At 47.7% G+C, this 14,050-nt stretch carries 13 protein-coding genes; 2 read left to right on the top strand and 11 right to left on the bottom strand.

Annotation, left to right across the window (positions count from 1 at the left end):
- Positions 1 to 171: 171 nt before the first annotated feature.
- Both T496_RS13880 and tamL read right to left on the bottom strand, forming a co-directional pair.
- Positions 172 to 1,005 (bottom strand): MBL fold metallo-hydrolase, encoded by an 834-nt coding sequence (locus tag T496_RS13880; protein WP_044111019.1) that lies wholly within the window; start codon positions 1,003 to 1,005, stop codon positions 172 to 174.
- 124 nt (positions 1,006 to 1,129) lie between these two features.
- The gene (tamL, locus tag T496_RS0109525) at positions 1,130 to 3,355 is read right to left on the bottom strand and encodes a translocation and assembly module lipoprotein TamL (protein ID WP_027450548.1); all 2,226 of its coding nucleotides are present in this window, start codon (positions 3,353 to 3,355) and stop codon (positions 1,130 to 1,132) included.
- A gap of 73 nt (positions 3,356 to 3,428) precedes the next feature.
- On the opposite strand from tamL, the gene T496_RS0109520 reads away from it, so the two are divergent.
- Positions 3,429 to 4,160 (top strand): TrmH family RNA methyltransferase, encoded by a 732-nt coding sequence (locus T496_RS0109520; protein WP_027450547.1) that lies wholly within the window; start codon positions 3,429 to 3,431, stop codon positions 4,158 to 4,160.
- Positions 4,161 to 4,183: 23 nt separating this feature from the next.
- Here T496_RS0109520 and T496_RS0109515 read toward each other — a convergent pair whose 3' ends face one another.
- From T496_RS0109515 to T496_RS0109475, 9 genes are all read right to left on the bottom strand, one after another.
- Positions 4,184 to 4,699, bottom strand: coding sequence for a GNAT family N-acetyltransferase (locus T496_RS0109515; protein ID WP_027450546.1), 516 nt, complete (start codon positions 4,697 to 4,699; stop codon positions 4,184 to 4,186).
- Positions 4,696 to 5,829, bottom strand: coding sequence for a glycosyltransferase family 2 protein (locus T496_RS0109510; RefSeq protein ID WP_027450545.1), 1,134 nt, complete (start codon positions 5,827 to 5,829; stop codon positions 4,696 to 4,698). Before T496_RS0109510 ends, T496_RS0109515 begins: the two co-directional genes overlap by 4 nt.
- Positions 5,826 to 6,269, bottom strand: a complete 444-nt coding sequence (locus T496_RS13875; RefSeq protein ID WP_052342166.1) for a hypothetical protein — start codon at positions 6,267 to 6,269, stop codon at positions 5,826 to 5,828. The genes T496_RS0109510 and T496_RS13875 overlap by 4 nt, the downstream gene beginning before the upstream one ends.
- 66 nt (positions 6,270 to 6,335) lie before the next feature.
- Entirely contained in the window at positions 6,336 to 6,953 is a 618-nt protein-coding gene (gene recR, locus T496_RS0109500; RefSeq protein WP_027450544.1) for a recombination mediator RecR, read from the bottom strand.
- A 55-nt stretch (positions 6,954 to 7,008) separates the two neighbouring features.
- Positions 7,009 to 8,799, bottom strand: a complete 1,791-nt coding sequence (locus T496_RS0109495; protein WP_027450543.1) for an ABC-F family ATP-binding cassette domain-containing protein — start codon at positions 8,797 to 8,799, stop codon at positions 7,009 to 7,011.
- A gap of 13 nt (positions 8,800 to 8,812) precedes the next feature.
- A complete protein-coding gene (yihA, locus tag T496_RS0109490) occupies positions 8,813 to 9,415 on the bottom strand; it encodes a ribosome biogenesis GTP-binding protein YihA/YsxC (RefSeq protein ID WP_027450542.1) in 603 nt (200 codons plus the stop codon).
- A 16-nt stretch (positions 9,416 to 9,431) separates the two neighbouring features.
- Positions 9,432 to 9,779: a DUF4293 domain-containing protein gene (locus tag T496_RS13870; RefSeq protein ID WP_027450541.1), complete on the bottom strand. Its 348-nt coding sequence runs from the start codon at positions 9,777 to 9,779 to the stop codon at positions 9,432 to 9,434.
- A complete protein-coding gene (locus tag T496_RS0109480) occupies positions 9,776 to 10,117 on the bottom strand; it encodes a DNA-directed RNA polymerase subunit omega (RefSeq protein ID WP_027450540.1) in 342 nt (113 codons plus the stop codon). Before T496_RS0109480 ends, T496_RS13870 begins: the two co-directional genes overlap by 4 nt.
- Before the next feature lie 70 nt (positions 10,118 to 10,187).
- Positions 10,188 to 11,024 (bottom strand): outer membrane protein assembly factor BamD, encoded by an 837-nt coding sequence (locus T496_RS0109475; RefSeq protein ID WP_027450539.1) that lies wholly within the window; start codon positions 11,022 to 11,024, stop codon positions 10,188 to 10,190.
- A 118-nt stretch (positions 11,025 to 11,142) separates the two neighbouring features.
- On the opposite strand from T496_RS0109475, the gene uvrB reads away from it, so the two are divergent.
- Positions 11,143 to 13,173, top strand: coding sequence for an excinuclease ABC subunit UvrB (uvrB, locus tag T496_RS0109470; RefSeq protein WP_027450538.1), 2,031 nt, complete (start codon positions 11,143 to 11,145; stop codon positions 13,171 to 13,173).
- Positions 13,174 to 14,050: the final 877 nt, after the last annotated feature.

The following is a 14,050-nucleotide window of genomic DNA, read 5'->3' as shown; positions in this document are numbered from 1 at the left end:
TTAAATACAAAAGGCTGTATCTTCATTGATACAGCCTTTATTGTTTTTGTTTATTGTTTTTGTTTATTGTTTTTGTTTATTGTTTTTGTTTATTGTTTTTGTATATTGTTTTTGTATATTGTTTATAGTTTTTGTTTATACTTTATATTATTGCTTCATACTTCTCACCTCTCACTTCTCACTTTGCGCCGTAGGCGCACCGCCTCCCAGTTCGTATATACCAGTTGGTTTGGTACGTTTTAGTACTTCCAGTTCAAAATCTTTGCCAGCAATAATACCATACGAGTTGAGTACGGTTTGGACGGTCTTACGTGCCAGTTCTGGATGATTATTTTCTTCTGACAAGTGACACAACCACACATGGCGCAAATCTGTGCTTGCATATTTTGCAATAGCTTCACCACACTGAACATTGTTCAGATGTCCTGTGCCACTGACAATGCGTGCTTTGAGATGTTCGGGATAAGGCCCTTGCTGAAGCATCTCACGATCGTGGTTAGCTTCAATCACCAGATAGTTGGCTTTTCCAATATAATCTGCCATTTCTTCCGTAACGCGTCCTACGTCAGTCATAATGCAGAAGTGCTGGTTTTCTGCCTCGACCAGATATCCAACATTATCAGAGCTGTCGTGTGGTACGTGAAATGGTGTTACCACAAAGTCGCCAACCTGAATTGTTTCGCCATAGGATAAAAGATGACGATGCTCTTGTGCCACTTTTCTTGCTACGCAATAGTTCCTGTCTATTCCTTTATGAACAGCTGCTGTAGCATATACCGGAAGATGATAGTCGTGACTCAAGCTGCCAACGCATTTGATATGGTCAGCATGATCGTGCGTAATGAAGATATGATGTACTTGCGATAAGCTAAGTCCATAGTCTCTGAAATGTTTTTTCAGAGTCCTCACACCAACACCAGTATCTATCAGCAGGCCATCGTTTTCTGTAAACAAGAAATAGCAATTGCCGCTGCTACCGCTTCCGAAAGAAATGAATTTCAGCATTAATTTTTTATTTTAGATGCAAAGTTAACAAAAAATGCCGAAAGAGCGTAATTGGCTGTTCAAACTTTTATCATATTTAAACAATATTCTGCGGATGCTCGTAAAAACTATGAGAGCAGCACTGCTAGAAGGGTAATCCCACCGCAAAATGGAAAGCGTAGTCACGACTGAATCGTGGGTGAAGAATTGGGAAATGCTCCTCATCTTCTGTTTCAAAGGCTGGATTAATGGCTTTCATTCCGAGGTCAAAACGGATGATGAAATAGTCGAAGTTCAATCTGAGGCCTAATCCATAACCCACTGCTATCTGATCAATAAAGGTGTCGAACTTAAACTGTCCGCCAGGTTGTTCGTTATACTCACGCAGTGTCCATATGTTGCCTGCATCTACAAAGAGAGCACCTCCTAGTTTCCAAAATAGCTTAGTGCGATACTCCATATTCAGGTCCAACTTCATATCGCCTGTTTGATTGATAAAGTTGATACGTCCGTCTTTCTCTTTATATTTTCCAGGACCTAACGAACGAACGCTCCATCCTCGCACACTATTCGCACCGCCCGAGAAATAACGTTTCTCAAATGGTAACACTGTGCTATTGCCATAAGGATACGCAATACCGAAACCACAATGGAATACCAACTGGTTTGTGTTATCAATCTGCAATGAGCGAGTCAAGTCAATATCAAACTTTGCATATTGAGCAAACGCAATATTAAACACGCGATAGTGATTATCGGCATCCTTGTTGGCATTAAACAATTGGGAGGCCAGCGATAATAGTGAACCAGAAGATTCTATGTTCGTCTTGATGGCGAAATTGCCTTTGCTATATGAGTATCCTAACCCCAATTTTGTAATAAACAGGTCGGCATAGTTGTAACGCAGAATGGCGTTGCGATTATTCTCACTGTCCAGATAATCCTTCTTAAAGGTATCTGAAATCCAGGGCATGAATACATAGTTCAGATCTATCAGATCCAGTTGGAAGCGATCGTGACGATGTGGAAAGTTCCATTTATAACGCCAGGCTGCAGACAAGACTCGGCGATGAAACTCAGGTCTATCTTGAAGGTCGTACATCAGTGACACCTCGCTGGTGGCATTCATATGTTGACGCATCTGATGAGAAACAAAGGGGATGATGAAACGAGGAAACTGCAGTCTTGCTTGTGCGCTGTATTCTATAAAGTCTTGCGTGGAATATCCCTCTAGACCTCGGATAGCTTCGTAGGCACCACGTAACTCAACGCTCAGCACCTCGCTACCTCTGAAAAGATTCTGATTCTGGTAGGTCAATGATGCTGCAGCACCTAGATCACCAGCCGTATTTGTACCTTCTGGTTGAAAACTAATGGTCGAAGGCTTATTGGTTTGGATATGAATATCACAATCCAGAGAATCAGTTCCCGCTATCGGTAGGAAATTGATATTTGTATATTTCACCGCCTGCAATCGTCCAAATCGTGCATAAGTATTCTGCAATCCTCGACTGCTATATGGTTGGTTCTCTGCCAAATAAGTGCACTCGCTCTGCACATGTTTGCGCAGATGAATCTTGCTATCGTTAGGATCACCGCTGGCATAACGGATGTTTCTTATATAATAGATGGTGTGCAGCGTATCCTCGTGCTTCTCGTTGGTGTATGGATCAAGAAATAGAGTTAGATCGATGAGTCGCGAATCTTGTGCTGTGTCAGCGGCGTAAGAGATATATTCTTTATGAAAACGATAATAGCCTTTATCGGTCAGAAATTCCGTGATGCGCTTACGCTCATTGTCAAGAACAGACACATTGAACTTTTGGCCCTCGTGAATTAATCTATTCACACTGTCTGTTGCCATCAATCTATCAATCACAGAGTCTGCAATCTCATATTGAATATGATGAATGAAATACGGTTCGCCCAATTCCATTCTATAGATGACGCCCACTTTCTTTTTACCTGTCGGTGTTACAGACTTGGTGACTTTGGCGTTCAGGAATCCCTCATTACGCAACTCCTGCTGCAAATCATTACAAGTGAGGTCGGCAAGTCGTTCGTCATATAAAACCGGTGCTTCGCCCATAGAGCGCAACATGCGGTTCACCCATTTGGAAGAATCGCGGCCTGATAGAGAATACGTTGCCAAAGGAAGCTTAAACAGGGAAAACCAGCGCGAGTTTGGTTTCTGCCGAACATAATTACGAAGATATCCTTTGTTCACATCACGCCCATATTCGCCAACAGTTTCAAGACGAATACTGTTGAGAAGGTCACTGCCTTCCGGCACATAACGTGTGGTGGAGCACGAGCTCAAGACGAGTATCGCACTCAGCAAAGACAAAAGAATGGTTTTGGACAATCGCATATTCAATGTGCAAAGATACGCATTTTATTTGAAGAACTTGCTGATTGTTACATTTTTTTGCTAACTTTGCAGCATGATAAGCAAAAACCAAATCAAGTTTATTAAGCAGCTAGATCTGAAGAAGTACCGCAAGCGCGAAAATCTCTTTGTAGCAGAGGGACATAAGGTGGTGGGCGACCTTTTGTCGTGTGGATTCGAACCACACACGCTCTTTGCTACCAACGAATGGAAAGCCCCACAAGATGTACGTTTTCAGGAAGTTACCGAAGAAGAGCTCTGCAAGATCAGTTTTCTGCAGCACCCCCAGCAAGTGCTTGGTATCTTTCATATGCCTGCCACAGAAGCTGCTGCCATACAGGACCAATTGGTTTTGGCTCTCGATGGTGTGCAAGATCCCGGTAATTTGGGTACCATTATTCGTATTGCCGACTGGTTTGGAATTAGCGATATCTTTTGTTCACTAGATACGGCTGATGCTTGGAATCCAAAGGTAATTCAAGCCACCATGGGTAGCATTGCCCGTGTGCGAATCACTTATACGGATCTTGCGTCGCTGATAAAGGAGGCGAAAGTGCCTGTTTACGGTACTTTGCTTGATGGTGAGAACATCTACCAGCAGGAGCTTTCCCAGAATGGTATCATCGTGATGGGCAACGAAGGTAACGGCATCTCTGCCGAGATACGTCAGTTGATCACCAACAAACTGTTGATACCCGATTTCAATAGCAGCGATAGTCACGCAGAGAGTCTGAACGTAGCTATAGCTACAGCTATCACTTGTAGCGAGTTTAAAAGAAGAGGCTAATATCTTCTATCCCAATCTTGCAGCTAGAAAATTTTGCTGACGATGACAGCAGAACGATAAACTTTACCATCGTAGAGCCAATCTTTCAGTTCGTCGCTCTGATTGTATCCCAATTTCTGATACAGCGCTAAAGATGGCTTGTTTTCTACAGCGATGACGGCATAGATTTGATGTAGATGAAGCACCTTCGAGGCATAATCATGCAGTTTCAGCATAGTGGCCTCCGAGTAGCCCTGACGGCGAAATGGCTTTTGAATGATTAAGCCCAACTCAGCTCTATTGTGCTTCGGGTCAAAGTTGACCAGATCCAACAATCCTACAACCTCACCCTTATCGTTTTCTATCACAAGTCTCACTTGCTTATCGGTATAGATATCGCCAGTCACTTGTGCCATATAGTCGTGAAGCACATAGTGAGAATACGGAACGTTGGTGGCGCTGACGTCCCAGATGCTCATATCGTTCTCTATAGTGTAGAGCAACTCCAGGTCTTCAGGTTCCATTGCTCTAAGTCTGACCGTAGGTAGTGCCTTGTTCATGCGATAATATCTCTAAGTGTGATTAACTCGTGGGTCTTCATGTTATATGTACCTATTCCCAACCAGCCTGGCTGATGCTGATGGGCGTGGGCAATGATGTGTTCAAAGCCGATGGTGTCTATATCGTACACCACATAACTGTTTTGCATCTCAGGCACAGCCTCCAACTGCGGATAGAAAGCGGCCTGGAGTCCTTTACGTTCTGCCAACACTCTGCACTCCTCGAGCATCTCGGTTGAACCCACAAAAAGATAGTTTGGTTCGGTCTTTCGATGAGTGGTAAATCCCAAAGCATTCCTCATGCTCCAGTATAACATCTGGCACAAAGCGATGAAAGCTCTCAGATAGATAGCCATCTTAATAGGTGCCGTGATAAAGAACGAAAGGTGCCCATAGTGCTTACGGAAGAAGATGATCATAGCCTGATAGAACACGTGGACATAGCGATAGCTAGTCTTGCAGGTAGATTCCCCTTTGTAATGCACGATGTGAGCCGGTATGTACCAATTCTCGTAGCCACTCTTCATGATGCGGTACGAGAGGTCGATGTCTTCGCCATACATAAAGAAGTCCTCGTCCAGCAATCCTGCCTTATTGAGTGCTTGGCGACGTAACATACAGAAAGCACCACTCAGCACTTCTATGCGCGCAGGCGAATCCCACGGGAGATGACTCATGTAGTAGCGATCAGAGCGCCCTATCATCTTCATGAATGAGACATAAGGCGTCGGGACGGCTCTTCTCGACTCGCGTGCTATGCTGCCATCGGCATTGTGCATCATCACGCCTGCCCCACCCGCCTGAGGGTGAGCATCCAAGAAGTCGATCACCTTGGTCAGCGCATTCTCGGCTACAAATGTATCGGGGTTTAGCAGCAGCACATACTCACCCACCGACTGCTTGATGGCGATGTTGTTGGCACGAGCAAATCCAAGATTACGATTGCTTTCTATCAGTTTGATTTGCTGGGCGTAGCGCTGTTTCAAGTAAGCTACCGTATCATCTTTCGAATCGTTGTCAACCACGAAGATCTCGCTATCGATATCACGTGTGGCACGCAACACGCTCTCCAGACATTGGTCGAGATAGTGTCGCACATTATAGCTTACGATGACGATGCTCAGTTTCATTTCTCGTCTTCTTGTTGGTTGGGTTCAACGGGAGTCACCTCAGCTTCACAACGTTTTGCTGAGGGATAGACAAAAGGCATCACCAGCAGTGTGATGACAGCCATATGTCCGAAGTTCGCCTCGTTGCCGAACATATAATATAATAAGGTGTTGCCTATCAGCAAAGCCCCCAGCAGTATAAGTCTCAGGGTCCCCCAGCGAGCCAGTGCTTCCTCTTTTCTTTCGTAGAGGTCGTTTTGAATACGTTTAAACTTGAAGAGTCGCAGCATCAGATAGATAAGCGACAATGTCAGCAGCACCATCACCGTCTCCACTACATATAGTGTGGTTTCTGAAGAGCCGGCCAGGAAGCCCATATCCACCTCCAGATAGTCACCAATCAGATAGATGAGTGCTGTGATTGCTATGATGGTAATAAAAATAGTCTTTAATTTAGTCATTATATTACGATTGTAAGTGTTTTGTTATTGATTGTTGAAGATGTACGTTTCGGAGCATCTCTTCGGCTATTTGTCATCACCAAAAGGTGTTCTGTTCAGCAGCGAGCGTCCTAGGGTCACCTCATCGGTATATTCCAAATCTTCGCCCACAGCCACTCCGCGAGCCAGGAGCGTCACTTTAACGTTGTAGGGCGCCAGTTTTCTGTAGATATAGAAGCAGGTGGTATCGCCCTCCATCGTAGGACTGATGGCCAAAATGACTTCGTTGACGCCGCCTTCAGCTACACGCTCCACTAGCGAATCGATCTCAAGGTCGGCAGGTCCCATACCATCCAGTGGCGAGATGACGCCACCCAGCACATGATAGAGGCCCTTATACTGCTGTGTGTTCTCCAGCGCCATCACATCCTGAATGTCGCTCACCACACAGATGGTCGTAGCATCCCTGCGCTTGTCGCTGCAGATAGGGCACACAGCGGTATCGCTGATGTTATGGCACACGCTACAGAACTTCAAGTCGCGTTTCAGCGCCCCCACGGCATCGGTAAACGCCCTAACCTGCTCCTCGTCGCTTCTCAGCAGATTCAGTGCATAGCGCAGGGCCGTCTTTCGTCCCACGCCAGGCAACAGCGAGAGCTGTTCTACGGCTGTCTGCAATATTCTTGATGGTAAAACCTGTTCCATATATGTGTGTCACTCAGTGTAGTCGTTGTATTTATCTTGCTCGAAGCCCCCTCAGCTATCCGTTGATCTCAGCCAACTCCAACCATCGCATAGACTTCTCGTCCAGCTCGTTGTTCAGTTTTGGCAGACGGATGCTCATGGTTGTGATATCATCTACCGACAACGTGCCAGAGCTCAGTGCTTCTTCGATATCCTTCTTCTCTTGTTCCAGCGCCTCGATATCTTTCTCCAGCTGCTCGTACTCACGTTTCTCCTTGAACGTCAGTCGGCGCTTTACAGGTGCTGCCGCATTGTTGGCTGCAGGAGCCTCTGTCTGCTTCACCACCTTTTTCGTGGCGCTCTCCTTGGGTTGCAGTGCGCTCCATTGGCGATACTGCGTATAGTTACCAGGGAAGTCCTTGATCTCGCCATTGCCCTTGAACACCAGCAGGTGGTCCACCACCTTATCCATAAAGTAGCGATCGTGGCTCACCACGATGACACATCCAGGGAAGTCCTGCAAGTATTCCTCCAGAATCTGCAGCGTCACGATGTCCATATCGTTGGTAGGCTCGTCGAGCACCAAAAAGTTGGGGTTCTGCATCAGCACTGTGCAGAGGTACAACTTGCGTCGCTCTCCGCCCGACAGCTTATACACATAGTTGTGCTGTTGCTCGGGTGTGAACAAGAAGTGCTGCAAAAACTGACTGGCAGTCAGGTGCTTGCCACTGCCCAAGTCGATATATTCAGCGATATCACGCACCACGTCTATCACTTTCTGTGTCTCGTCAAACTTCAGTCCTTCCTGCGAGAAGTAGCCGAAGCGGACCGTCTCTCCTACCACTATCTTTCCGTCGTCGGGCTGTGCCTCGCCGAGCAGCATCTTTAAGAATGTTGATTTTCCTGTACCGTTATTTCCAACGATGCCCATCTTCTCAAATCGCGAGAAGTTGTAGTAGAAGTCCTTCATGATGACCACATCGTCAGAGAACTTCTTCGAGATGTACTGACATTCAAAAATCTTGCTGCCGATGTACACATTGCTAGCCTTCAACCTGACGGCCCGCTCCTCGATGCGCGATTTAGCCACCTTCTCCAGTTCGTAGAAGGCATCCTCGCGATATTTAGCCTTGTGGCCACGTGCCTGTGGCTGGCGTCGCATCCAGTCCAGTTCCGTGCGATACAGATTGTTGGCTCTAGCAATCTCAGCCCTGCGGTTGTCTATGCGTTCCTGTCGTTTTTCCAGATAGTAGGCATAGTTGCCTCGATACGTATAGACGCTCTGGTCGTCGATTTCCAGGATGACGGTGCACACGCGATCCAGGAAGTAGCGGTCGTGCGTCACCATCAGCAGCGTCTTGTTGCCGCGGTTCAGGAAGCCCTCCAGCCATTCAATCATCTCCAGATCCAGGTGGTTGGTCGGCTCGTCCAGAATCAGTAGGTCAGGCTCAAGTATCAGCACGTTGGCCAGTGCCACGCGCTTCTGCTGTCCGCCCGACAGCTGTCCCATGGGCTGCTGCAGGTCTCTGATTTTCAGCTGCGTCAGTATCTGCTTAGCCTTCAGCACCTTTTCAGGGTCGCCTTCATGGTTGAAACAGGCATCCAGCACCGTTTCCTCGGCATCGAACTTAGGTGATTGTTCCAAGATACCCACGCGCAAGTCGCGGCGATAGATGATATCGCCCGAGTCGGGTGAGTCTTTTCCAGATAATAAAGATAATAATGTGGACTTGCCCACGCCATTCTTGGCAATCAAGCCCACCTTCTGCCCTTCGGCAATTGAAAAACTAATGTTTCTGAACAGTAGAAGCGACCCAAACGATTTTGTCAGGTTCTGCACGTCAAGATACGGTATCTCCTTTGGCATGACCCCTTTCCCCCTACTCTTTCAGCGACTTAGTGATTTGTTCTATGTACGAGAGCACCTCTTCGCGTCCCTGTGCTTTCTCCGACGAGGTGACGAAGTATGGCGGCATCTCCTCCCAAGTCTCCAGCATTTTCTTCTCGTAGGCCGCCACATTAGCTTTCACCTTGGTAGGAGTCAGCTTGTCGGCCTTTGTAAACACGATAGCAAAGGGCACGCTCGACACGCCCAGCCAGTTGATAAACTCCAGGTCGATGGCCTGAGGTTCCAATCTGACGTCCACCAGTACAAACACGTTGACCAACTGTTCGCGCTCCAGGATGTAGCCACGGATCATCTGGTCCAGTTTCTGTACCTCTTTCTTTGAGCGTTTGGCAAAGCCATAGCCAGGCAGGTCCACCAAGTACCACTCGCGATTAATGATAAAGTGGTTGATGAGCAGCGTTTTGCCTGGTGTTGACGATGTCTTTGCCAACTTTTTGTTGCGACAAAGCATGTTGATAAGGCTCGATTTACCAACGTTCGAGCGCCCTATGAATGCATATTCGGGCTTATTGTCCTTTGGACACATGCTCACCATGGGTGACGAAAGTGTGAATTCCGATGTCTTGATCTCCATACTCTTGTTTTGCGTATTAACGAATGCGATCTAGCGAGCGCACCAGCTTCTCGTCGGCCAGTATGCGCTTGCGTGCCAAAAACAGCAGCACGATGCCCACCATAGGCAGCGCCATAGGCCAAGTCAGTGCGGTACTGTCGTAGGACGTAGCCAGGTTCACGTACCACATCACCAGTATCAGCATGTTGAAGAAGCACACCGATGCCTGGCGCTTGCGCTGCTTGTAGAGAAAGATGCAGACCACCGACACGATGGCAGCCACGAAGGCCACCAGCATCAGTGTCAGGTTGGTCATCATAGCCCCGCACACGCCGGCTGCGATGGCAGCCAGCAGCAGGAATACGGTTTGGATGCGCTGAATCATGCCTCTGCGGGGTTCTGATTATCCTTAGAGGGGTCGCGGAAGTACACCTTACCCTCGATAAACTCCTGAGTAGCCAGCAGTGTGGGTTTGGGCAACTTCTCGTAGTAGCGCGAAATCTCAATCTGCTCGCGGTTCTCGAATACCTCTTCCAGTGAGTCGTTGTAGCTTGCAAACTCGGCCAGCTTCTTTGACAGGTCTTCCTTGATCTGCACCGAAATCTGGTTGGCGCGCTTTCCGATGATAGCTACGCTCTCATAGAGGTTGCCAGTGTTGTCACACAAATCCATGATGTTGCGAGTCACGGTATTAACCGGAGCTTTTGACTTTTTGTAATCCATTTCTTAATTTTAAAGTTATGTTTTATGCTTTGTTTTTCGTTTATATGACGTCCTTTGCAAGTCGCAGGGGTCAGTCTTTAATCACTTTCTTACACTTTGCGATGTATTTGTTGGCCAGTTCGCTCTCTTTCGCGTCGGGATATTCGTTCAGGAATCCGTAGCACTCGTCTTCAGCGTCGCGATAGCGCTCCAAGCGACGGTCTTCGCTCGAGTTTTCGGCCAACTGGAATTTGCTCTTCATGATCAGCACAGCAAACTCCTTGCGCCAGTTGCTGTAGGGGTAGGTCTTCAGCGCGTTCTCGGCCGTGATGATGCACGAGATGTAATTGCTCTCGTTGTTGGAGTTGATGTTACCAAAATAGCCCCCCAGATTATAGTAGAGCTCGGCTGAGAGCAGCTCTTTCTGCACCAGTTTGTCTTGAAGTTCGAACAGGCGGTCCTGCGCTGTCTTTCTCAGCTCTGAGTGGGGGTAGATGTCCAAAAATTGCTGGTAAGCACTGATGGCGCCCACCGTAGGTGTCTGGTCGAGGCGAGGCTCCGGTGTGCCTTCATAGAGCGACTGCCCGATGTAGAAACAGGCCTTCTCGGCATAGATGCCGCGGGGATAGGTCTGATAGTATTTCTTGAACGTTGCCGAAGCCGACTCGTAGTCGCCATCCATATACTCGGCCATGCCCAGCATATAGAGTGATTCCTGGGCTTCCAGTGTACCTTTCTTCAGCGTGATCAGGTCTTGCAGCAGGGTCACTGCGCGCTGGTATTTGCCCTCGGCAAAGCACTGCTTGGCGTACTCATAGCGATAGTCGTAGTCGCTCGATTTAAACACCTTGTTGAACTCAGCAGCGCAGCCGGTCATCAAAACCGATAGCAGCGCCATTCCCCATATCTTGAAAACGTTCTTTTTCATCGTACATTTTAATTAGCATGCAAAGGTACAGAAAAAATCCCAATTATCAAAGCGAATTACATATTTTTTAACCCCGAAGCAGACTCTTTTTAAAATTATTCGTAACTTTGCACGCAATATGGACTTTAAGCTTACATCGAAATATCAGCCTATGGGCGATCAGCCCGAGGCAATACGTGAGTTGACCGATGGTGTACGTCGGGGCGACAGGGCGCAGGTTTTGCTGGGTGTCACGGGCTCTGGCAAGACGTTCACAATGGCCAACGTGATAGCCAACTGCGGCAAACCGACGCTGATTTTGAGTCACAACAAGACCTTGGCGGCTCAGCTTTACGACGAGATGCGTGGTTTCTTTCCTGATAATGCCGTAGAGTATTATGTCAGCTATTATGACTACTATCAGCCTGAGGCGTACCTACCCTCGTCTGATACTTACATCGAAAAAGACCTGGCTATCAATGAGGAAATAGACCGACTTCGTCTTAGTGCAGTAAGTAGTTTGTTGTCAGGTAGAAAAGATGTTATCGTTATATCTTCTGTTTCATGTATCTACGGCATGGGAAGCCCTAACGCTCTGTCGGAGAACGTGATCGAGATTCGTCAAGGTCAAAATATCGACCGCAATGCGCTGTTAAGAAAACTTGTCCAGTCACTGTATGTCAGAAACGATATCGCACTGGAGCGAGGCAACTTCCGTGTGAAGGGCGATACAGTGGATATCTTCATGGCTTACAACAACATGGTGCTGCGTGTCACCTTCTGGGACGACGAGATTGATGCCATCGAGGAACTGGACCCCGTGACGCTTCAGCGACTGGGGCGCTATGCCGAATATAAGCTCTACCCTGCCAACCTGTTTATGACCACACAGGAGCAAACCAACCAGGCCATCCATGATATTCAAGACGACCTGGTGCGACAGGTGCAGTTTTTCGAGGAACAGGGCGATGAGATTAAGGCGCAGCGCATCAAGGAGCGTGTGGAGTACGACATGGAGATGATCAAGGAGCTGGGCCACTGTTCGGGCATTGAGAACTACTCGCGCTACTTCGACGGACGCAAGGCGGGCGAACGGCCCTACTGTCTGCTGGACTTCTTCCCCGACGACTTCCTGCTGTTTATCGACGAGAGCCACGTGTCTGTGCCACAGATTGGCGCGATGTATGGTGGCGACCGTGCCCGCAAGACCAACCTTGTAGAATATGGTTTCCGCCTGCCGGCTGCCTTCGACAACCGTCCGCTGACGTTTGAAGAGTTTCAGGAGCAACTGCACCAGGTCATCTACGTCTCGGCAACGCCGGCCGACTTCGAACTGGCCGAAGCCGAGGGTGTCGTGGTGGAACAGGTCATCCGCCCTACGGGTCTGCTCGACCCGCAGATAGAGGTGCGACCCAGCGAGAACCAGATAGACGATCTGCTCGAAGAGATACGTCAGCGTATTGAGCGCCACGAACGCACGCTGGTCACCACGCTGACCAAGCGAATGGCCGAGGAGCTCAGCGAATATCTGTTGGGACACGGGGTTCAGACGGCCTATATCCATAGCGACGTGGCTACGCTGGATCGCGTAAAAATACTTGGCGAGTTGCGCGAGGGTGTTTACGACGTGTTGGTAGGCGTCAACCTGTTGCGCGAAGGCCTCGACCTGCCCGAGGTGTCGCTGGTGGCAATTCTCGATGCCGACAAGGAGGGCTTCCTTCGCTCTCGCCGTTCGCTGGTGCAGACGGCAGGACGTGCTGCGCGCAACGTCAACGGTCTGGTCATCATGTATGCCGACACCATCACGCGCTCTATGCAGGAGACCATCGACGAGACCCTGCGGCGTCGTACCAAACAGTTGCGCTACAACGAGGAGCATGGCATCACTCCCACACAGATTGTGAAGACGCTGAAGAGTTCGCTCAGTCGCGACGACCGTGCCGATGTCAAGGAACTAAAGATGGCTTCTGCCGATGCACCAGCTGTCTCTGTAGATAACGTGGCTGCTGATCCTATCATCGAACGCATGACGCGTCCGCAAATCGAGAAGTTGATTGCAGAGACCACCCGTCGCATGAAGGAGGCCGCCAAGAACCTTGAGTTCCTGCAAGCTGCTCAGTATCGCGACGAGATTATTAAACTTCAAGAGATGATAGAACTTAAGAATTAGGATGGTCAAAGTGGCTGGTTTCAGGTTTCTGGTTTCAAGTTTCAGGTTCTGACAAGGGACTGTCATCGGTCACCTTGTAATCAACGAGCGCAAAATTGCGCCCGTTAACCTTCAAACAGGCTGGCTCCATGTTTCGGATTGCTTTCATCAGTTCTGACAAGGGACTGTCACCTGTCACCTTTTGCTTGGTCTTTAGTTTAATTGATGCAAAGTTAGGCATAAAAAACTACACTACCCAAAATTACACCGTTTAATTCAGAAACGAACGTGTAGTTTCTTACTTTCTTATTTCTTACTTTCTTACTTTTTGCTATAATTTTCTTTCCGCAACAAGAGAGCAAAGAAAACAACAAGTTATTATAAATTTATATATTATATATAATATTATAATATTATATATAATATATAAATTACAAGTACATTTTGAAAACACCAAAAAATAAGAAAGTAAGAAGTAAGAAAGTAAGTTTTTGCATCAAATTCCCGTGTCATTCCCATGCAGAAAAAACGAATATATATTTTTCCGCATTTTACCCCTAAAAAATACCCTCGAAAATTGGTGGTTTGTTGCCTGTATATTTGCACACCTCGCATTTATTTAGTACCTTTGCGATACATTTGAGGAACGGAGGATGGAGGCGCCAAACGGAGCGTTTAATGCCGGCAAACGGGACGAATGGGGCCACCAAACGAAATCCTCGGCAAAATCACAATTAACTTTAACCATTTAATACCTTAACACTATGCCTGTACTTTACAAAACTTATGTCAACCAGATGAGAAACTCAAAGATGTTCGGCAAGGTCTATGCCCGCATCGTATCGCTGAAGACCATGACCTACCCTGAGCTGTGCAAGCACATGGCGGAACACAACTC

Origin of the sequence: Xylanibacter brevis P6B11, assembly GCF_000621825.1 — a bacterium.
GTDB classification, from domain to species: domain Bacteria; phylum Bacteroidota; class Bacteroidia; order Bacteroidales; family Bacteroidaceae; genus Prevotella; species Prevotella brevis.
The sequence above is the reverse complement of the archived record's forward strand: the minus strand, read 5'-3'. Positions and strand labels throughout refer to the sequence as shown.